The organism is Nocardia sp. NPDC003726 (genome assembly GCF_053586955.1).
In genome coordinates, this window is record NZ_JBSFNF010000001.1 from 137,049 (window position 1) to 155,878 (window position 18,830).

Consider the following 18,830-nt stretch of genomic DNA (forward strand, 5'->3'; position numbering starts at 1 on the left):
GGGTTGCCGGAACCGTGACGCTGGCTCCGTGAACGACACGACTACGGCCCTGGTGACCGGGGCGAACAAGGGCTTGGGACGCGAAACTGTCCGCAGGCTGGCGGATTTGGACTGGCGGGTGTTCCTGGCCGCTCGCGATGAGAAGCTGGGCGAGGCGGCCGCGGCGGAGTTGACCGCGACGGGGGTGTCGGTCGAGTTCGTCCCGCTCGACGTCACCTCCGCCGCATCGATCGCGGCTGCGGCCGAATACGTCCGCCAGCGCACCGCGCGGCTGGACGTGCTGGTCAACAACGCGGGTATCGGGGGCACCAGGAAGACGCCGGATCTCGTCGATGCCGCGGACATGCGCGCGGTGTTCGAGACCAACGTCTTCGGTCCGGTGCAGGTGACGAACGCGTTCCTGCCGCTGTTGCGGGCCGCGGCTCAGCCGCGGATCGTGATGGTCTCCAGCGGTATCGGCTCGCTGGCGCGGACCTCCGACCCGAGCCGGATCGAATCCACGTTGCTCGGCCTGCCGTATCCGGCGTCGAAGACGGCGCTGAACATGATCACCTCGCAGTACTCTCGGGCACTGCCCGGCTTCCAGGTCAACGCCGCCGACCCCGGCTACACCGCCACGGACCTGAACGGGCACTCCGGCTTCCAGACCGTCACCGAGGGGACCGACGCGATCGTGCGGCTGGCCACGCTTCCGCAGGACGGGCCGACCGGCGGCTTCTTCGACCGCGTCGGGCCGGTCCCGTGGTGAGCCGCCGACGGGACCGGCGGCCGGGTCGCTGGGGCGCGTGCGCATCGAGCGATGCCACGTGCGGTCACGGTGGAGCCGCTCTGGTCAGCGCGCGCCGCCGTTGACATACAGCGTCTGGCCGCTGACGTAGCTCGCCTCGTCGCTGGCGAGGAACGCGATGACCGCCGCGACCTCTTCGGGCTGTCCCACCCGGCCCAGCGGCGTCCGGTCCGCGGCGGCCTTCTGGTGGTCTTCGGCCGTCAGGCCGACCCGGTGTGCGGTGGCGGCGGTCATGGCGGTGGCGATATAGCCGGGCGCCACCGCGTTCACCGTGATGCCGTAGGGCCCGAGTTCGAGCGCGAGCGTGGCGGTCAGCCCCTGGATGCCCGCCTTGGCGGCCGCGTAGTTGGCCTGCCCGCGATTGCCGAGCGCCGACCGGCTCGACAGCGAGACGATCCTGCCGTACCGCTGGGCCACCATGAACGTCTGCGCCACCTGCGCACAGTGGTAGGCGCCGGTCAGATTGACCGCGAGCACCGCGTTCCAGTCCTCCTCGGACAGGCGGAAGAACAGGTCGTCGCGCGTGATCCCCGCGTTGTTCACCAGAATCTGCGGGCTGCCCAGATCGGTGGCCACGCGATCGAAAACCTGCCCCACCGAGCCGCGGTCGGTGACGTCGCAGACATAACCGCGCGCCACGCCGCCCGCGGCGGTGATCCGCGCGGCGGTCTCGTCGGGCTCGTTGCGGTCCAGGACGGCCACGGCCGCGCCCTCGGCGGCGAGGCGCAGCGCGGTGGCCGCGCCGATGCCCTGAGCCGCGCCGGTGACGACCGCGACGCGGTCGGTGAAGCGGTGCATCGGAAGTTCTCCTGTCAGAACGCGGCGACGCCGGTCAGGGCGCGGCCGATGAGCAGTTTCTGGATCTGGCTCGTGCCCTCGTAGAGGGTCATCACCTTGGCATCGCGCAGATACTTGCCCACGGGGAACTCGTCGATGTAGCCGTAACCGCCGAACACCTGCACCGCGCGATCGGCCGCACGGACCGCGGCCTCGGAAGCGAACAGCTTCGCCTTCGACGACGCCAGCGCGAATTCTTCGCCGCGGTCGATGAGATCGGCGACCCGCCATACCAGCAGCCGCGCCGCGTCGACGTCCAGCGCGATGTCGGCGAGCAGTTCCTGCACCAGCTGGTGGGCCGCGATCGGCTTGCCGAACTGTTCCCGCTGGGTGGCGTAGCCGACGGCGGCGTCCAAACACGCCTGGGCCAGCCCGACACACCCCGCCGCGACCGACATGCGGCCTTTGGCCAGCGCTGCCATCGCCACGGTGAAGCCTTTGCCTTCGTCGTGCAGGCGGGCGCTGTCGGGTACGCGCACCCCGTCGAGGACGAGTTCGGCGGTGGCCTGGCCACGCAGCCCGAGCTTGCCGTGGATCTCGCGCGCCGCGAAGCCGGGGGAGTCGGTGGGGACGAGGAACGCGCTGATGCCCCGGTGTCCTTCGCCGCCGGTACGCGCGAACACCAGCGCCACATCGGCCCAGGTGCCGTTGGTGATGAACATCTTCGTGCCCGACAGCACCCAGTCCGCGCCGTCGCGCGTCGCGCGGGTGCGCAACTGGGCGGCATCGGATCCGGTGCCGGGCTCGGTGAGCCCGAAACAGCCGAGCGCCTCCCCCGTGACCAGCCGCGTGAGCCAGGTCTGCTTCTGCTCCTCGGTGCCGAAATGGTGGATCGACTTGGCGACCAAGCCGAGCGAGACCGAGACGATGCCGCGCACGGAGGAATCGCCCCGTCCCAGTTCCTCCAGGACCAGGCAATAGGTGAGGTGGTCGCCCGCGCTGCCGCCGTACTGCTCGGGGATGGTGAGCCCGAGGAAGCCCAGTTCACCGAGCCGGGCGACGATCGAACGGTCCACCTGTTCGTCGCGATCCCATCGCGCGGCGTGCGGCGCGATCTCCCGGTCGACGAAATCGGAAGCGAGCCGCCGTGCCGCCGTCTGCTCGCCGGACAGTTCGAGGTTCATGCGCAGTAGGCTAGCGACCGGTAAACTAACGGTGCAAGTTTTTGGCACGAAGCGGCGATCCACCGCGGCACCACTGAGGTGGACTTGTCGGTGCGCCGGGCGAGGTTGTTTCGAGAATGGGAGTTCGGCACCGGCCGGGGGCGGTCCCGACAAGCCGACGTCGCGACCGGAGCGGCCTAAGCGGTGACCGCGCCGAACTCTGTCGCCAGCCAGGCGGGGAATTCGGTGAGATCGGCCAGCACCACGTCCGCGCCCGCCGCGCGCAGTTCGTCCGCCGTGCACGGCCCGGTGCTGACGCCGACCGCGAAGACGTCCGCGGCGCGTGCGCCGTTCATGTCGCCGACGTGATCGCCGACGAACAAACTCGCGCCCTGTTCGCGCAGCGTCGCCGCCTTGCCCGCCGACCACAGGTCACCCGCGAGATGATCGACGCGCCAACCGAGTTCGGCGATGTGCAGCTGCGCGAGCGGGGCGTGCTTGCCGGTGACCACGAGCACTCGGCCGTTGCGGGCCTCGACGGCCGCCAGCGCGGCCTGTGCGCCCGGCATCGGGGGGATGCTCGAGACAATCGTCGGATACAGCGCGCGATAGCGAGTCACCAGCGCCGGAACGAGATCCTCCGGCGCGCCCGCCTCGACGAGCAGGGTGGCCAGCGGCGGGCCGAGCCGATCGGCGAAGGTCGTCCCGCACAGCGGCAGATCGAATTCGACGCCGAGCAGGTCGATGGCGCGCGCGACGCCCGGCCGCGAGTCGATCAGCGTCATGTCCAAGTCGAAGCCCGCGGTCCAGGTCACCTGACCGACCCTAACCGCCCGTGCCGCGGCGTGCCGGTGCGGCTGTTGTGATTCACAACTCCGCCGCGCGAGTGGCGGGATCGTCCGAACTGTGGGTGTGGCCGTCGTGATCCACGTGGAACCGCCGATGCACTCGGTGCCGGGTAAGAGACTGTGCCGCTGGGAAATTCAGCAGCGAATGCAAGCCGGCGTCAGGTGTATCGCGGCGGCGCGGCGCGCTTGGCGTATCCGCTGACCGGGCTGATCTCCATCCGGTCGATCCCGCTCAGCGCCCCGATCCGCTCCGTGGTGTAGCGGAACAGGTCGTCGGCATCACGACAGACGACGCACACCAGCAGATTGTGCGGTCCGGTGATGACGCCGACGAACGCCGCCTCCGGATCGGCCGCCAGCGTGGTCGCGACGGCGAGCAGGTGGGCGGGGGAAACCGTGAGCCACAGCAGGCTCTGCACGGTGAACCCGAACAGCGCGGGATCGATCTCGACGTCGAAACCGAGCACCCGGGCGTGGCGCAGTTCCTCCACTCGCCGCCGCACGGCGGATTCCGACCGACCGACAGCTCGCGCCAGCCGTGGATACGCTGCCCGTCCATCGGCGGCAAGCGCGAGAAGCAACCGCCGATCCAGTTCGCTCGGCGCCACGGTCGCGGCCGGACCGGTGTGGGGTGTGCCGAGCGCCGCGCTCTGTTCGGCGGACAGCGCCGACATCCGTCCCCGCCAGCGTCGTCGCATGACGTGCCGCAGCACACGCTGGGCGTCCACCGCGCCGACTGCCGGATGGCGGGCCAGTTCGGGCAGGGGAGCGTCGCCGGGCACGCGGAACAGGCACGTCAGCTCGGTGCCGCCGCCGATGACGGTCACCCAGGCGGTATCGGCGCGGCGCGCCAGCGCGCGGGCCATGGCCGCGGTGGCATCCGGTCGGACGCGAAGACGGACCAGCCACTCGCTGTGGCCCACCCGGCCGGTGTCGGCGACCCCGGTCACCCGCAAACCGCCCGTGTCCAGCAGCCGCCGGTAGCGGCGGGCCAGCGTGCGCTCCGAGACGTCCAGCACCGGGGCGAGCCTGCTGAACGGCGCACGGCCGTCGAGCTGCAACGCGTGCAGCAGGCCTCGGTCGACGCCGTCCAAAGTGACCGAATCCACCACGTCAGCGTAGGTCAGTGCCGGAATCCGGCGAATCGTCCGTGCTGACGGGCGGCGCGGCGGGTGCCGCACGAGCATCGTCGGCATGCAGAAACCGATCGACGCCATCCACCACACCGGAATCCTGACCCGCGATCTGGACGGCTTGGAACGCCGCTACCTCGACCTCGGATTCACGCTGAGTCCCCGCTCGCGGCATCTGCTGAGCGCGCGACCCGGTGAACCGCCGACGCCGGGATGCACGGCCAACCGGTGCGCGCTGTTCGGCGGCTCCTACCTCGAGCTGCTCGGCATAGTGGACGAGTCCGCACCGGACCCCTGGCATACCAAGGCGATGGCCGACGAATACGAAGGTTTTCGTCTGCTCAACCTCGAGACCGGTGACGCCGAGTCGGCGCGGCGGCAACTCCTGGCCGCGGGCCTGCGCGCCACCGGTGTGCTCGACCTGGAGCGCGACGTCGAGACCGAGGACGGCGTGCGCACGGTCCGCGCGCGGGCGGTGCACGTGGACCCGAGTTCGACACCGGAGGCGCTGCTCGGCGTCGCCCAGCATCTCACCCGCGGCTACGTGCACCAGCCGCGCTACCTGTCGCACCCGAACGGCGCCGTTGCCATCGCCGCCGTGCTGATCGTCGTGGCCGATGCCGACTTCGACGCGGTCGTCGAACGCTACTCCCGCATTCTCGACGTCGCCGCCGTGCACAAGGCACCGCTGACCGTGCTGGAGATGGGCTCGGGCCGGCTGGAACTGGTGCGCGCGTCGCAGGTCGCCGCTGTGTTGCCGGGCGAACCGGCACCCGCACCGTCGTACCTGGCCGCCATGACCATCGCCGTGCGCGATCTCGCCGTCGCCCGCGAGGTCATCCGGAACGCGAATGTGCCGGTTCGTGAGACGGACGAGGGTTTCCACGTCTCCGCGCGCGACGCCTACGGCGCCGGACTGTTCTTCGTCGCGGGGTGAGTCAGGGGCCGGTCGGCGGAGCGCTGGGCGCGGTCTCGGCGAGGGTGGAGCGCTTGCGTCCGTATCCGAGGTAGACCGCGATGCCGACCAGGACCCACACACCGAATCGCACCCAGGTCAGGGCATCCAGCGTGGTCGCGAGCAGCACGCAGCCGATCAGCGCCAGCAGCGGAACCACGGGCACCAGCGGGGTGCGGAACGGGCGTTCGCGCTCGGGTTCGACCCTGCGCAGCACCAGCACGCCCACGCACACCACTGCGAACGCCGACAGCGCGCCGATGTTCACCAGTTCGACCACGATGTCGATCGGCAGCAGGCCCGCGATCGCCGCGCCGAGCGCTCCCAGCAGCAGCGTCAGGCGCACCGGGGTCGACCGTTTGCCCGTGGTCGCGAGGGAGTAGGGCAGCAGCCGGTCGCGGCACATCGCGAACATCAACCGCACCTGCGCGTACACGATCAGCAGCAGGCCCTTCGTCAGCGCGATGATCGAGGCGATCACGATGACGTCGCCGATCCAGCCGATGCGCACCGCCCCGAACGCGGTGGCGATCGGCGCGCTGTTGTTCAGTGTGGCGAACGGCACCATGCCGGTGAGCACGGCGCTGACCAGCGCGTAGAGCACGGTGGCGATGAGCACCGTGCCGATGATGGCGAACGGCACGTCGCGGCGCGGGTTGCGGGCCTCCTCCGCCGAGGCGGCGACCACGTCGAAACCGAGGAAGGCGAAGAACGCGATGGCGGCGCCGCCGATGATCCCGCCGACCCCGAACGGCGCGAACGGTGTCCAGTTGTCCACGCTCACGTGCGGGGCGCCGACGGCGATCACCAGCACCAGAACGCCGATGGTCACCGCGACCAGCGCCTTGGTGATGCGCGCGGTGAACGACACCTCCCCGACCAGCACCGCGACGACGGCGGCGACGATCAGCAAGGCGGGCAGGTTCACCACGCCGCCTTCGGCGGGTCCCGCGACGAGGGCATGCGGGATGGTGATGCCCAAGAGCGAGTCGAGTGCGGACACAGTGGTCGCGGACCAGCCGATCGCCACCGCGGCGCCGGCGATGACGAATTCCAGCAGCAGGTTCCAGCCCACCAGGAACGCCGGCGCTTCGCCGAGGGTCGCGTAGGTGTAGGTGTAGGCGCTGCCGGAGACCGGGACCATCGCCGCGAGTTCGCTGTAGCACAACGCCACCAGCACGCACACCGTTCCGGCCAGGGCGAACGACAGCACGATGGAGGGCCCGGCCTTCTCCGCGGCCGCAACACCGGTGATGACGAAGATTCCCGCGCCGACGATGGTGCCGACGCCCATGGCGGTGAGATCGAGCCTGCCGAGTCTGCGCGCCAGCGTGGGCGCGCCCGCCTCGGTCGCGGTGTCGGGCAGGCGGCGGCGCCAGCGCCGGGCTGAAGCGGTGGTCATGACTCCCTCGGAATGGTCCATCGGTCGCGGCCGGTGTGCCGGACCGATAGACCATTCTCGCCGCGTCGCAGCGCGTGGGAATAACTGGGGTGTTGCTCTCAGCTGCTGGATGACGTCGCGAAGGGCGTCGAGGCGGCCACGCGGGTGGTGCGGTTGGGATGGCGCCACAGGCCCTTGCGCTCCAGGATCGGCAGCACGCCCTCGCCGAACCAGTACGCCTCTTCCAGGTGCGGATAGCCGGAGAGGATGAAGTGGGTGATGCCGAGGCGCGCGTATTCGGCCAGCCGTTCGGCGACTTCGGCGTGCGAGCCGACCAGCGCGGTGCCCGCGCCGCCGCGGACCAGGCCCACGCCCGCCCAGAGGTTCGGCGCGATCTCCAGCCGATCGGTGCTGCCGCCGTGTAGTTCCAGCATGCGCCGCTGGCCTTCGGATTCGCTGCGCGCCAGATTGGCCTGCACCCGTTCGATGTCGGCGGGATCGATGCCGGCCAGCAGGCGGTCGGCCTCGGCCCAGGCCTGCTCGGAGGTGTCGCGGCTGATCACGTGAACGCGCAGGCCGTAGTCGAGGACGCGGCCGTGGTCCACCGCCAGACGCCGGATCCATTCCAGCTTCCTGCTCACCGCCAGCAGCGGCTCGCCCCAGGTCAGGTAGGTGTCGCTGTAGCGGGCCGCGACCGGGCCCGCCGGTTCGGAGGAACCGCCGAAGAACACCGGCGGCGCCGGGTCCGGCCGGTTGCTCAGCAGAGCCCGATCGACCCGGATGTGTTCGCCCTCGAAGGTCACCGGCTCGGTGGAGTTCCACAGTTCGCGCACCACGTGCAGGAATTCGCCGGTGCGTGCGTAGCGCTGGGTCTTGTCCAGGAAGTCGCCGTAGGCCTGCTGCTCGTGCGGCTCGCCCCCGGTCACCACGTTGAGCAGCAACCTGCCCTTGGAGTGCCGCTGGAAAGTGGCCGCCATCTGCGCGGCGAGCGTCGGGCTGATCAGGCCGGGACGGAAGGCCACCAGGAACTTCAGCGTCTCGGTGGTCTCCACCATCATCGCGGTGGTCAGCCACGCGTCCTCGCACCACGCGCCGGTGGGGGTGAGTACGGCCTCGAAACCGTTGTCCTCGGCGGCGGCGCCGATCTGGTTCAGGTACCGCAGGCTGGCCGGTCGGTCGCCGGACATGAAGGTGCCGTGCCCGCCCGCGATCAGGCCGCGGGAATCGCCGTAGGTGGGGAGAAACCAGTGGAACGACAGACTCATACGAGCCAACTCCCTTCCGGGGACCGCGCCCGAGCCACCGTGGTGACCAGCGCGCACGCGAAGCCACCCGAACCGGCGCCGTAGCCATCACGGGCCCGCGGCGCCTCGGGTAGCGGGACAGATCGGGCGGTGCGCCTTGTGGGCGCGCCGCAGTGATCCATGCTGGGCGCTGGACCGGCCGAGGTCACGATTTGGAACCAGGCCGGTTTTTATTCCGGTGCCGATCCGTGTCACCATTCGGACTAGACGTAACCACGAATAACACGTAATCTGGCCTCAGCACGCACCCTCAGGTGTGCGAGGCGGACCGGACGAAACGAGTACCTCAATGACGCGGCATGTCGACGTAGTGATCATCGGCGCTGGGCTGTCCGGAATCGGCATGGCCTGCCATCTCACCAAAGAGCGGACCGGACGCAGTTACGCGATCCTGGAACGCAGAAGCGCCATCGGCGGCACCTGGGACCTGTTCCGTTACCCCGGCATCCGCTCCGATTCCGACATGTACACCTTCGGTTACGGCTTCCGGCCGTGGAACGGCACCAAGGTCCTCGCCGACGGCCCGCACATCCGCCAGTACATCGAGGAGACGGCGGCCGAGTACGGCGTCACCGAGCACATCCGCTTCGGCCGGAAGGTCACCACGGCCCGCTGGTCCAGCGAAAAGGCCACCTGGACGGTGGAGGCGCTCGACGAGCGGACCGGCGAGACCGAGATCTACACCAGCGACTTCCTCGTCGGCTGCACCGGCTACTACGACTACGACAACGGCTACCGGCCCGAGTTCCCCGGTGAGGAGGACTTCGGGGGCCAGATCGTGCACCCTCAGCACTGGCCCGAAGACCTCGACTACTCCGGCAAGCGTGTGGTGGTGATCGGCTCCGGCGCCACCGCGATCACGTTGATCCCGGCCATGAGCGACGCGGCGGCGCACGTCACCATGCTGCAACGCTCGCCGACCTACATCACCGCGCTGCCCGCCGACGACCCGGTGGCGGTGGGGATGAAAGCCGCCAAGGTGCCCGAGAAGCTCGCCTACCGAATCGGCCGGGCGCGCAACATCGCTCTGCAGCGCGCGAGCTTCCAACTGTCGCGCACCAACCCGGAGGCGGCCAAGAAACTGCTGCTGGCCGCCGTGCGAATGCAGGTCGGCCCCGGCATCGACATGCGGCATTTCACGCCGAACTACAACCCGTGGGACCAGCGGCTGTGCGTGGTGCCCAACGGTGACCTGTTCAAAGTGCTGCGCAGCGGCAAAGCCTCGATCGTCACCGACCGCATCGAGACCTTCACCCAGAACGGCATCCGCCTGGTCTCGGGTGAGGAACTGCCCGCCGACCTGGTCATCAGCGCCACCGGTCTGAGTGTGCAGATGCTCGGCGGCATGACACTGGAGATCGACGGCGAACCGGTGGTCACCCGCGAGCGAGTGGTCTACAAGGGCGCCATGCTCGACGGCGTGCCGAACGCGATGATGGTGCTCGGCTACACCAACGCGTCTTGGACGCTGAAAGCCGACCTGGCGGCCGAATACTTCTGCCGGGTGCTCAACCACATGAAGAGGAACGGTTTCACCCGGGTCGAGGCAGTCGCCACCGACCGCGACCGGGGCGCCGACTCGGTGATGGGCGGGGCGCTGACCTCCGGCTATATCCAGCGCGGTGACGCGGTGATGCCGCGCCAGGGCACCAACGGCCCGTGGCAGGTGATCAACAACTACTTCCGCGACCGCAAGCTGCTGCGCAAGGGCGCGCTCGAAGACGGGGTGCTGACCTTCAGCCGTGCCGAGAAGTCCGCCGTCACACGGCCGCTGGAAGGCACGCGCAGCGCCTGAGCGCCGCTGTGCGCCGCACCGCGGCGGGCACGACGAGGTGCCCGCCGCGGTTTCCCGGTCGGCGTCCTTTTGGAATCTCCCCGAAGACAACTATGGACATGAAATAGCGAATGCTCAACGATCGCTGCACTGCGACGCGATGGCGCGTCGGCGGATGTATCGAGGGAGAGTATGAGCGTGATAGCGCGCGGCAGATTTCTGATAGGCGCGATAGTCGCCACAACTGTGGCAATGCTTTCGACCGCGTGCGGTGGTGGTGAAGTCCGCACTTCCGGCGGCGTGCCGGTCTTGCGGTATCAAGGCTGGGCTTCGCAAGTCGTCATTCCCGAGCTCGCGGAGGATCTCGGCTTCTTCGACGGCAAAGTGAAGCTCGAATGGCAGGGCAATACCATCAGCGGCCCGCAGGACATCCAATCGGCGGCGACCGGGCAGGTCGACTTCGGTGGCGCGTTCGGGGGCGCGGTCGCCAAACTAGCGCAGGGCGGCGCGCCGATCACCGCGGTGGTGAATTACTACGGCTCCGATGAGAAGACGTTCACCGGATTCTATGTGCCCGACAACAGTCCGATCAGGACTCCGAAAGATCTGCTGGACAAGAAGATCGGCGTGAATACGCTGGGTGGTCAGTCCGAGGCGGATATCCACACCGCGCTGAAGAAGGCCGGATTCACCGAACAGCAGATCAAGTCGGTGCAGCTGGTCGTGCTGCCCCCGCCGAACACCGAGGACGCCGTGCGGCGCGGCCAGGTCGACGTCGCAGCGCTGAGCGGACAGTTCCAGCAGCGTGCGATCGCCAACGGCGGCCTGCGTCCGGTATTCACCGACTACGAAGAATTCGGCCCGTTCAACGGCGGCCAGTATGTATTCCGCAACGACTTCATCGCCAAGAATCCCGACAGTGTCCGGGCATTCGTCGACGGGGTCGCCAAGGCCATCGAGTGGCAGAAGACCACCCCTCGTGACCAGGTCGTCGCGAAGTTCACCGAAATCATCCAGAAGCGGAAGCGTTCGGGCGAGGACGCTGCGTCGGTGAAGTACTGGCTTTCGGTCGGGGTTCCCGCCGTCAACGGCGCGATCGTCGACGCCGACTTCCTGCGCTGGGAGGATTGGCTGCGCGATACCGGCGCGATCACCGGTTCGTTCGAGCCGTCGAAGTTCTACACCAACAAGTACAACTCGCAGGCTCCGAAGTAACCCGGCACCGCCGTCGCGGCGACGGCGAGGTCGAAGGCCGCCGTCGGCAACGGCACCGCCTCCGCTCCCGCGACGCGCGCATCGGCATCCGGGCACCGCAGGCGCAGGCGCTCGGCCGGCGAGCGGCCGGGTTCCACGGCCGTGACCGAGGCTCCTGCCCGCAGCATCGGTTCGGTCGCCAGTCCGGTTCCTGCGCCGAGTTCCAGCACCCGCACGCCCCGACGCAGCAATCCGCGCTCGGTCGACCGCGACCACAGCGCGTCCGGGTAAGGCGGTCCGGCGCGGTCGTAGATCTCGGCGTGCGTTTCGAAGTGCAGCGGGTCGGCCATTGGAGCCAGCCTGGTGCGGTCCGATCCCGTGCTCAGGAATCCGCGGGATCCGGTGTGCGGACGGCGATTTCGCCACTCAGCGCGTAGTCGCCGGACAGTCGCAGCCCGTCTCCGCTCCAGAAGCGGCCCGGGTCGTACCAGTCGGGGCTGCGGTGCTGCGGCAACAGTCCCATCGCCTGGTAGGTCGCGGCGACGATTTCGGCGCAGTACGCGTTCTCCAGCTCACGGGTGGTCGATCGATTCGCCTTCCGGCGGGGGAGTCGGGCACGCCCACGCAGCCAGCGCCGTGCCAAGCCCGCGGTGGAGGGAAACGGAGTGCCGTCGAGCCGTGCGATGGCGCGCAGCGCGCCGTCCTCCATCTCCCGGGTCGCGGGCGGGTTCAACTGGCGCAACCACGCCTGCTGACCGTAGCGGTGCGCCCACACCAGCACGGCATCGCGCAGGTTGTGCAACTGGGCGCCGCGGTGCGCGGTGCCCGACCACATATCGGGCAGGGAGCGTCCCAGCTCCGCGTGCCAGATCAGCGCGGGCAGGTCATCGATCACGACGGACATGCCGACATGGTTCACCGGACTGTTCGTCGTCATGCGGATCACCCGGTCGGCCGTGGAATGGCCACGGAAAAGCCAGATGTCACCCGTCCTGGTGATCTCGACCGCCCGGTCGAGATCGATGCCCGTCCCCGTCATGGTCGTAGCCTATGCGGTATGAGGTGGTGGAAGGCAGTGGGATTGGCGGGTGTGGCCGGTGTGGTTGCGACCGGTGTCGTGGTGGTGCGCGCCGAGCGCCGCCGCCGTGCCTACACCCCCGACCAGGTACGCGAACAACTGCATGCCCGATTCGCCGAGGCGGCATCGGCGGTCGACGAAACCGGCGATGCGCGGCCGCAACCTGTGCCGGGTCTCGGCGAGCGTGTCCGGCGATTGTTCCTTCGCTGGTCACGACGGGAGAAGTAAGCGAGGCCCGTGCCCGGCGGTTCACCAGCTGATCGGGGCCATCGGTGTGAGGCCGAGTTCGGCGAGGGCGGCCGCGCCGCGGGCAGCGTGCTCGCCACCGGCCAGCACGGCGGTCCGCGCGGACTGGTAACGGCATCCGGCGGCGTCGAACGCGGCCGCCGTGGCGAGCAGCCGCGTTCGGTCACCGGCGTGCAGTGCCGCGGCTCGTTCCACGATGGCGCCCGCGATGGGGTTGCCGGCGACGATGGTCCTGGCCTCGGCTACGCGGTCGCCCGCATCGGGCGCCCCGGCGAGCACGGCGGCTTCGGCCCGCAACGCCACGTACCAGTGCAGCCAGATCCACGTGACCCATCTCCACACCTCGCCCGGATCGGAGGACATCCGATCCAGCGCCTCGCGCACCTGCCCGTGGTGGATCATGGCGAGTGCGTCGAAGACCGCGCCGTAGCCGTGCGTATGCCCCGGCGGCGTGCCGAGCCTGGTTATGACAGCGTCCCATTCGGCCCGAGCGTCGTGGTCGCCGCGTAAGTCGTGGATCATCGCCACACCCGCGACCGCCGGGCCGAGAAGCGACTGGACGGGGCTGCCGGCCCGATGCCACGACTCGAGGAACCGGATGCTGTTGGCGCGTATCTCCTCGACATTGCCAGCCAGCGCGTCGGTCACCAGCAGCCAGCTCGTCGCACGATGCCCGACCTCGGCGAGCAGCGGATGGTCAGCGAGTCGCTGCGCCCAACGCCGAGCGCCCCGCAGATCACCCGCGCCGAGTTCGGCTTCGGCGGCCTCGCCGAGCGCGTCGATCAGTTCATGGGCGCCGTCCGGAGAATGCGGGGTGGACCTCAGCAGCGCCATGCGGCCGCGCGCGACGGCGGCCGCGGCGAAAGTGTCACCGGCCAAGCTGTGCGCGCCCGCGAGCGTGTCGAGCGCCGCGGATCGGGCCAGCGGGTCACCTGTGCGTTCGGCGAGTTCGACCGCGCGTTGAGCGCACGCGATGGTCTCCGGTACGACGTTGCCGGATGACGACTGGGCGGTGAGCGCATCGGTGAGCGCTCGTCCGGCGTCGGCCAGCGCCACGGCGGCCTGGGCGGCCGGATCATCATCGGCGAGCCGCCGTGCCTCGGTGATGAGCGTGCTCGCCTCCTCCGGCGACAGAGGACGGACGAACTTGCTCGCGAACCGGTACGCGTTGGCGGCGGCGGTCGCCAGATCGCGGGCGGCGCAGGCGGAGTCGCCGGACTCCAGCGCGGCGTCGGCGGCCGCGCGGGTCAGGCGGTGCATATCGTCCCCTCGCATCTGGCATCCGGCCGCCGCGGCGGCGTGGCGCAGCATCGAAGCGGCGGCGGCCGAGTCCTCCGCGAGTGCGGCCGCCTGTTCGTAGCGCATCTGGGATTCGCCGATCAGATTGCGGGTGAAGCACAATTGCGCCAGGTGCTGCGCCGAGCGGAAGGCTTCCACGCGCTGGGCGGGCTGGTCGGCCGCCCATGCCAGCGCGGCGCGGAGATCATCGGCCATCGCGTCGAACCGTGCCCGCCAATCCGCTCCCACCACCGACAGTTCGGCGGCCTCGGCCAGGCACCAGCGCAGGTGCCCGGCCCGGATGTCGGCCAGCTCCCCGGCCTGCGCCAACTGCTCCATGCCGTACTGACGGATGGTTTCCAGGGCCCGGTAACCGGTCCCGCCCGGACGGGGCGTCACCGCCAGCAGACTCTGCTCGGCGAGCCGGGCCAATCCGTCCGCGACGACGGCTTTCTCCGACGCCGCGACCTGCGCCGCCGCCTCGACGGTGAACGAACCCATGAACACCGACACCCGGCGCAGGAGTACTCGATCCTCCGGCTCCAGCAGGGCGTGACTCCAGTCCAGCGCCGCGCGCACCGATCGGTGCCGGTCCTCGGCGCGCGGGCCCCCGGCCAGCATGCGCAGCTGATCGGAGAGCCCGGCTTCGAGACCATCCAACCCGAGCGTGGTCCAGCGGGCGGCGGCCAGCTCGATCGCCAGCGCCACGCCGTCGAGTCGCGCGCAGAAGGCGGCGACCTGGTCGCGAAGCGCGTGATTCGGCGGCCAGCCGCCGGCCGCGGCGCGGTCCATGAACAACGCGACCGCGTCGGAGTCGCCGTCGCCCGCCAACGACATCGGAGCGACCGTGTAGACCCGTTCGAACGGCACCATCAGCCGGGCCCGGCTGGTCGCCAGCACCGTCAATCGCGGGCACGTCGCGAGCAGCCGCTCGATGAACGGGGCCACCCCGTCCCGCACGTGCTCGCAGTTGTCCAGCACCAGCAGGACGTGCCGGTCGGCCAGCGCGGCGGGCACCGACTCGTCCATGCCGCGGCCGGGCTGTTCGCCGAGGCCGAGGGCGAGGGCGACCGTACCGGCGACCACGCGGGTATCCGCGGCCGCGACCGGTACCAGGTCGACGAACCAGACCCCGTCGGAGTATTCGGCGGCCATGTCCGCGGCGACGGCCAGCGCGAGCCGGGTCTTGCCGACTCCGCCGGGGCCGACCGCGGTCACCTGCCGGTGTGCGCGGATCATCTCGGTCAGCTCGGCGCGCTCCCGGCCACGGCCGATGAAGGAGGTCAGCGGCGTCGGCAGCACCGGCGCCGGGTGCGGCCGGTCGGCGGGAGCGGAATCGGACGCGCGCTGGGCCAGCGCGCGGCGATCGGGCACGTCCAGCTTGCGCAGCAGCGAGGAGACATGGCTTTCCACGGTGCGCACGGAGATGAACAGTCGCGCCCCGATTTCCGCGTTGCTGAGATGGTCCCCTACCAGCGCCAGCACCTCGGCTTCCCGAGCCGAGATCTCCACTGTCGCCGCCATGGCGGCAATTCTGCCCTATCGCGTCATCTTCGAACTCTGCGGTCTGTTTCCGTGGTGGTGGGTGCCGCGGCCGTGGGCGGTCCGTGCGCGATCAGTGGACGGTTCCGTGGTCGCCACGGATGTGGGTTGCCTGTGCCGGGAGAGAAGCTGTGAACACGTCCGGTTCGCCCGACAGAACGGGCACCACGAGGACGACCAGACCGACGAATTCAGGAGTGATCATGACCAGCTCTTCCACCCAGGGCATCAAGACCGTGCTGCATCCGGTGTCCGATCTGGCGGCGGCCAAGGCGCTGTTCACCGCCCTGCTCGGCACCGAGCCGCAGACCGACTCGCCCTACTACGTCGGTTTCGAGGCCGAGGGGCAGCACATCGGGCTGGTGCCGAACGGCGGACCGCAGGGCATGACCGCGCCGGTGGCGTACTGGCACGTGCCGGACATCGAGGCGAAGCTGGCGGAACTGACCGCCGCGGGCGCCACCGTGGCCGAGTCGGCGCACGACGTCGGCGGCGGCCGCCTGGTGGCCACCGTCACCGACACCGACGGCCACGTCCTCGGGTTGATCCAGGACCGATGAGCAGCGTGACCAGCATCCAATCCACCCCCTCCGAAACGAAAGAGACCAGACTCATGACTACGCGGAAGTCCGCCACCCGCACCGGCGCCGAGACGAAGACCGCGGTGAAGTTCACCGACGAGGAACGCGCCGCGATGAAAGAGCACGCCCAGGAGCTGAAGACGGCCGCGCGCCGGGGTTCGCGCGCGACGAAGGCGGACGGGGAGCAGGACGTGCTCGCCAAGATCGCCGGGATGGCCGAATCCGATCGCGTCATGGCCGAGCGGTTGCACGCCGTCGTCCGAGCCAGCGCTCCGGAACTGTCGCCCAAGCTGTGGTACGGCATGCCGGCCTACGCCAAGGACGGCAAGGTCGTGTGCTTCTTCCAAAGCGCGGAGAAGTTCAAGTCGCGGTACGCGACCTTCGGTTTCAACGACCTCGCCGACCTCGACGACGGCGCCATGTGGCCGACGTACTTCGCGCTCACGAAGGTGACCGCCGTCGAGGAGGCGAGGATCGGTGAACTGGTGCGCAAGGCGGTGGGCTGAGCGCCCTCAGGTCACGATCCGAAGCGGATGTTCCAGCAGGTCTTTCAGCTCTTGCAGGAACCGTGCGGCCACGGCTCCGTCGATGGCGCGGTGGTCGGCGGACATGGTGACCCGCAGTATCTTGCGGGTCACCACCTGGCCGTCGTCCAGCCGCAGCTCGTCGGTGGCCGCGCCGACGGCGAGGATGGCGGCCTCCGGCGGATTGATGACGGCGGTGAAGTGCTCGATGCCGAACATGCCCAGGTTGGAGATGGTGAAAGTGCCGCCGCTCATCTCGTCGCTGCGCAGTTTGCGCTCGCGGGCGCGTTCAGCTTTGTCGCGACTGTCTGCGGCGATCTCCGACACGCTCTTGCGATCGGCGTCGCGCAGCACGGGGACGAGAAGGCCTGCCGGTGTCGCGACCGCCATGCCGAGATGGATTCCGCGGTGGCGCAACAGTTTGTCACCCGCGAAGGAGACATTGACCGAAGGGTTGCTCCGCAGCGTCACCGCGACGGCCTTCAACAGCAGGTCGTTCACGCTGACCTTCCCGCCTGCCTGCGCGAGCGTGGCGTTGACCTGTGCGCGGAAGCCGAACAGTTCGGTCACATCGATCGCGGTGGTGAGATAGATGTGCGGCGCCTGCTGTTTGCTCTCGGTGAGCCGCGTGGCCGAGACCCGCTGAATGGTGGTCAGCGGAAGTTCTTCGTAGTCGCCTGGGGCCGGAGCCGGGGGCTCGGGCGAGGCGGCGGCTTTCCCCGGCTGTTCGAGTTCGCCTGTGCGATGGGCGGATTCGACATCCTGCCGGATGACTCGCCCACCCGGGCCGGTGCCTGTGACGGTGGTGATGTCCACGCCGAGTTCATCGGCGATCTTGCGCGCCAGCGGCGACGCCTTCTTTCGCTCCGCCGTTGCCGGAGCGTCGGCGGTGGATTCGGGCACCACGCGGTTCGAGGCCGGCTCGGAGCCCTTCTCCGCAGCAGCTTGCTCGCCGGAGGCGGTCGCGGCCGGCGCGGGTGCGCTACCGCCGGAGCCGCTCGCGGTGGTGCCGCTGCCGTCGCCGATGAGGCCGATCGGCGTGCCGATCGGCACCCGCGCGCCCTCCGCGGCGAGGATCTGCTCGAGGACGCCGCTGTCGTAGGCCTCGAGCTCCATCAGGGCTTTGTCTGTTTCGATTTCGGCGAGGATTTCGCCTCGCTCGACCGGATCGCCCACCTGCTTGAGCCAGGAGACGACGACGCCTTCCTCCATGGTGTCGGAGAGGCGGGGCATGGTGATTTCGGGCATGGATGCGTCCTCTGGTGTCTCAGCGTCGCTTGCCGACCGCCGCGAGGGTTTCCAGCGCGGCGGTGTACAGCGAGTCGGCCGACGGCAGGGCGAGCCGTTCGAGCGGCTTGGCGTAGGGGAGTGGCACCTCGGCCATGGCCACCCGGCGCACCGGGGCGTCCAGGTAGTCGAAGGCGCCGTCGGAGATGGAGGCCGCGACCTCGGCGCCGATGCCGTAGGTGAGCCAGTCGTCCTCGCCGATCACGGCGCAGCCGGTCTTGCGGACGGACGCGACGAGGGTGGCGCGGTCGAGCGGACGAAGGCTGCGCAGGTCGATGACCTCGGCCGAGAATCCGTCGGCGGCGAGTCGTTCGGCGACCTCGGTGCAGATCGTGGCCATGCGGGAGTAGCCGATGAGCGTGATGTCGGAGCCGGTTCTGGTGACCGCGGCCTTGCCGATCTCGGCGCTCGGAAGGTTTTCCGGCACTTCGCCTTTGGTGTTGTACAGCGACAGGTTCTCCAGGAACAGCACCGGATCGTCATCCTCGATGGCGGCTTTCAGCAGCGCCCGCGCGTCGGCCGGAGTGCTCGGCGCGACCACCTTCAAGCCCGGCACGAACGCGTAGTACAACTCCACGTTCTGCGAATGCGTCGCCCCCAGTTGCTGCCCGCCGCCGCCCGGAGTGCGGATGACCATGGGCACGCTGGTCTGCCCGCCGAACATGCCGTAGATCTTCGCGGCGTGATTGACGATCTGGTCCAGCGCCAGCAGCGAGAAGTTGATCGTCATGATCTCGACGACCGGGCGCAGTCCGAGCATGGCGGCGCCGATGGCCGCGCCGACGAAACCCTCCTCGGCGATCGGAGTGTCGCGCACCCGCTTCTCGCCGAATTCGGCCAGCAGTCCCGCGGTGATCTTGTAGGAGCCTTCGAAGACGCCGATCTCCTCCCCGATGAGGAAGACGTCGTCGTCGCGCCGCATCTCCTCCCGGAGGGTCTCGCGCAGCGCTTCGCGATAGGTCATGACAGCCACGGTGA

General features: G+C 69.5%; 19 protein-coding genes. 7 read left to right on the forward strand and 12 right to left on the reverse strand.

The features are described 5' to 3' along the window. Positions 1–28: 28 nt before the first annotated feature. Positions 29–748: an SDR family NAD(P)-dependent oxidoreductase gene (locus ACWDMM_RS00695; RefSeq protein ID WP_357206108.1), complete on the forward strand. Its 720-nt coding sequence runs from the start codon at positions 29–31 to the stop codon at positions 746–748. An 84-nt stretch (positions 749–832) separates the two neighbouring features. Here ACWDMM_RS00695 and fabG read toward each other — a convergent pair whose 3' ends face one another. From fabG to ACWDMM_RS00715, 4 genes are all read right to left on the reverse strand, one after another. Beyond that, positions 833–1,585: a 3-oxoacyl-ACP reductase FabG gene (gene fabG / locus ACWDMM_RS00700; RefSeq protein WP_357105033.1), complete on the reverse strand. Its 753-nt coding sequence runs from the start codon at positions 1,583–1,585 to the stop codon at positions 833–835. Positions 1,586–1,599: 14 nt separating this feature from the next. Beyond that, positions 1,600–2,748, reverse strand: a complete 1,149-nt coding sequence (locus ACWDMM_RS00705; RefSeq protein ID WP_195081218.1) for an acyl-CoA dehydrogenase family protein — start codon at positions 2,746–2,748, stop codon at positions 1,600–1,602. Between the two features lie 176 nt (positions 2,749–2,924). After that, complete coding sequence (locus ACWDMM_RS00710; protein WP_195081219.1) at positions 2,925–3,542, reverse strand: HAD family hydrolase; 618 nt, start codon at positions 3,540–3,542, stop codon at positions 2,925–2,927. Between the two features lie 191 nt (positions 3,543–3,733). After that, positions 3,734–4,684, reverse strand: coding sequence for an Lrp/AsnC family transcriptional regulator (locus ACWDMM_RS00715; RefSeq protein ID WP_195081220.1), 951 nt, complete (start codon positions 4,682–4,684; stop codon positions 3,734–3,736). A gap of 85 nt (positions 4,685–4,769) precedes the next feature. On the opposite strand from ACWDMM_RS00715, the gene ACWDMM_RS00720 reads away from it, so the two are divergent. Beyond that, positions 4,770–5,645, forward strand: coding sequence for a VOC family protein (locus ACWDMM_RS00720; protein ID WP_195081221.1), 876 nt, complete (start codon positions 4,770–4,772; stop codon positions 5,643–5,645). A gap of 1 nt (position 5,646) precedes the next feature. Here ACWDMM_RS00720 and ACWDMM_RS00725 read toward each other — a convergent pair whose 3' ends face one another. Together ACWDMM_RS00725 and ACWDMM_RS00730 are read right to left on the reverse strand one after the other, a co-directional pair. Next, on the reverse strand, positions 5,647–7,065 hold the full coding sequence (locus ACWDMM_RS00725; RefSeq protein ID WP_195081222.1) for an APC family permease: 1,419 nt from the start codon (positions 7,063–7,065) through the stop codon (positions 5,647–5,649). A 98-nt stretch (positions 7,066–7,163) separates the two neighbouring features. Then, complete coding sequence (locus ACWDMM_RS00730; RefSeq protein WP_449935300.1) at positions 7,164–8,309, reverse strand: LLM class flavin-dependent oxidoreductase; 1,146 nt, start codon at positions 8,307–8,309, stop codon at positions 7,164–7,166. Between the two features lie 328 nt (positions 8,310–8,637). Here ACWDMM_RS00730 and ACWDMM_RS00735 point away from each other — a divergent pair, with 328 nt between their 5' ends. Beyond that, positions 8,638–10,143, forward strand: a complete 1,506-nt coding sequence (locus ACWDMM_RS00735) for a flavin-containing monooxygenase (protein WP_195081224.1) — start codon at positions 8,638–8,640, stop codon at positions 10,141–10,143. Between the two features lie 231 nt (positions 10,144–10,374). Beyond that, entirely contained in the window at positions 10,375–11,337 is a 963-nt protein-coding gene (locus ACWDMM_RS00740; RefSeq protein WP_323124266.1) for an ABC transporter substrate-binding protein, read from the forward strand. On the opposite strand, the gene ACWDMM_RS00745 is transcribed toward ACWDMM_RS00740, so the two are convergent. Both ACWDMM_RS00745 and ACWDMM_RS00750 read right to left on the reverse strand, forming a co-directional pair. After that, on the reverse strand, positions 11,301–11,666 hold the full coding sequence (locus ACWDMM_RS00745; RefSeq protein ID WP_449935301.1) for a class I SAM-dependent methyltransferase: 366 nt from the start codon (positions 11,664–11,666) through the stop codon (positions 11,301–11,303). The two genes, ACWDMM_RS00740 and ACWDMM_RS00745, sit on opposite strands and share 37 nt — an antisense overlap. A gap of 32 nt (positions 11,667–11,698) precedes the next feature. Further along, positions 11,699–12,355, reverse strand: coding sequence for a hypothetical protein (locus ACWDMM_RS00750; protein ID WP_195081227.1), 657 nt, complete (start codon positions 12,353–12,355; stop codon positions 11,699–11,701). A gap of 18 nt (positions 12,356–12,373) precedes the next feature. Here ACWDMM_RS00750 and ACWDMM_RS00755 point away from each other — a divergent pair, with 18 nt between their 5' ends. After that, positions 12,374–12,622, forward strand: a complete 249-nt coding sequence (locus tag ACWDMM_RS00755) for a hypothetical protein (protein ID WP_195081228.1) — start codon at positions 12,374–12,376, stop codon at positions 12,620–12,622. A 21-nt stretch (positions 12,623–12,643) separates the two neighbouring features. Here the strand turns inward: ACWDMM_RS00755 and ACWDMM_RS00760 are convergent, their stop codons facing one another. After that, positions 12,644–15,442: an ATP-binding protein gene (locus tag ACWDMM_RS00760; RefSeq protein WP_195081229.1), complete on the reverse strand. Its 2,799-nt coding sequence runs from the start codon at positions 15,440–15,442 to the stop codon at positions 12,644–12,646. Between the two features lie 91 nt (positions 15,443–15,533). Beyond that, a complete protein-coding gene (locus tag ACWDMM_RS00765; protein WP_357105048.1) occupies positions 15,534–15,665 on the reverse strand; it encodes a hypothetical protein in 132 nt (43 codons plus the stop codon). Here ACWDMM_RS00765 and ACWDMM_RS00770 point away from each other — a divergent pair. Continuing rightward, the gene (locus tag ACWDMM_RS00770) at positions 15,664–16,020 is read left to right on the forward strand and encodes a VOC family protein (protein ID WP_195081230.1); all 357 of its coding nucleotides are present in this window, start codon (positions 15,664–15,666) and stop codon (positions 16,018–16,020) included. The genes ACWDMM_RS00765 and ACWDMM_RS00770 overlap by 2 nt on opposite strands. Before the next feature lie 53 nt (positions 16,021–16,073). After that, positions 16,074–16,547, forward strand: coding sequence for an iron chaperone (locus tag ACWDMM_RS00775; RefSeq protein ID WP_357105051.1), 474 nt, complete (start codon positions 16,074–16,076; stop codon positions 16,545–16,547). Between the two features lie 6 nt (positions 16,548–16,553). Here ACWDMM_RS00775 and ACWDMM_RS00780 read toward each other — a convergent pair whose 3' ends face one another. Further along, positions 16,554–17,813 carry a dihydrolipoamide acetyltransferase family protein gene (locus tag ACWDMM_RS00780; RefSeq protein WP_357105054.1) on the reverse strand — a complete coding sequence of 420 codons (1,260 nt, stop codon included), beginning with the start codon at positions 17,811–17,813 and terminating at the stop codon, positions 16,554–16,556. A 19-nt stretch (positions 17,814–17,832) separates the two neighbouring features. Further along, positions 17,833–18,816 (reverse strand): alpha-ketoacid dehydrogenase subunit beta, encoded by a 984-nt coding sequence (locus ACWDMM_RS00785; protein WP_323124265.1) that lies wholly within the window; start codon positions 18,814–18,816, stop codon positions 17,833–17,835. Between the last annotated feature and the right edge of the window lie 14 nt (positions 18,817–18,830).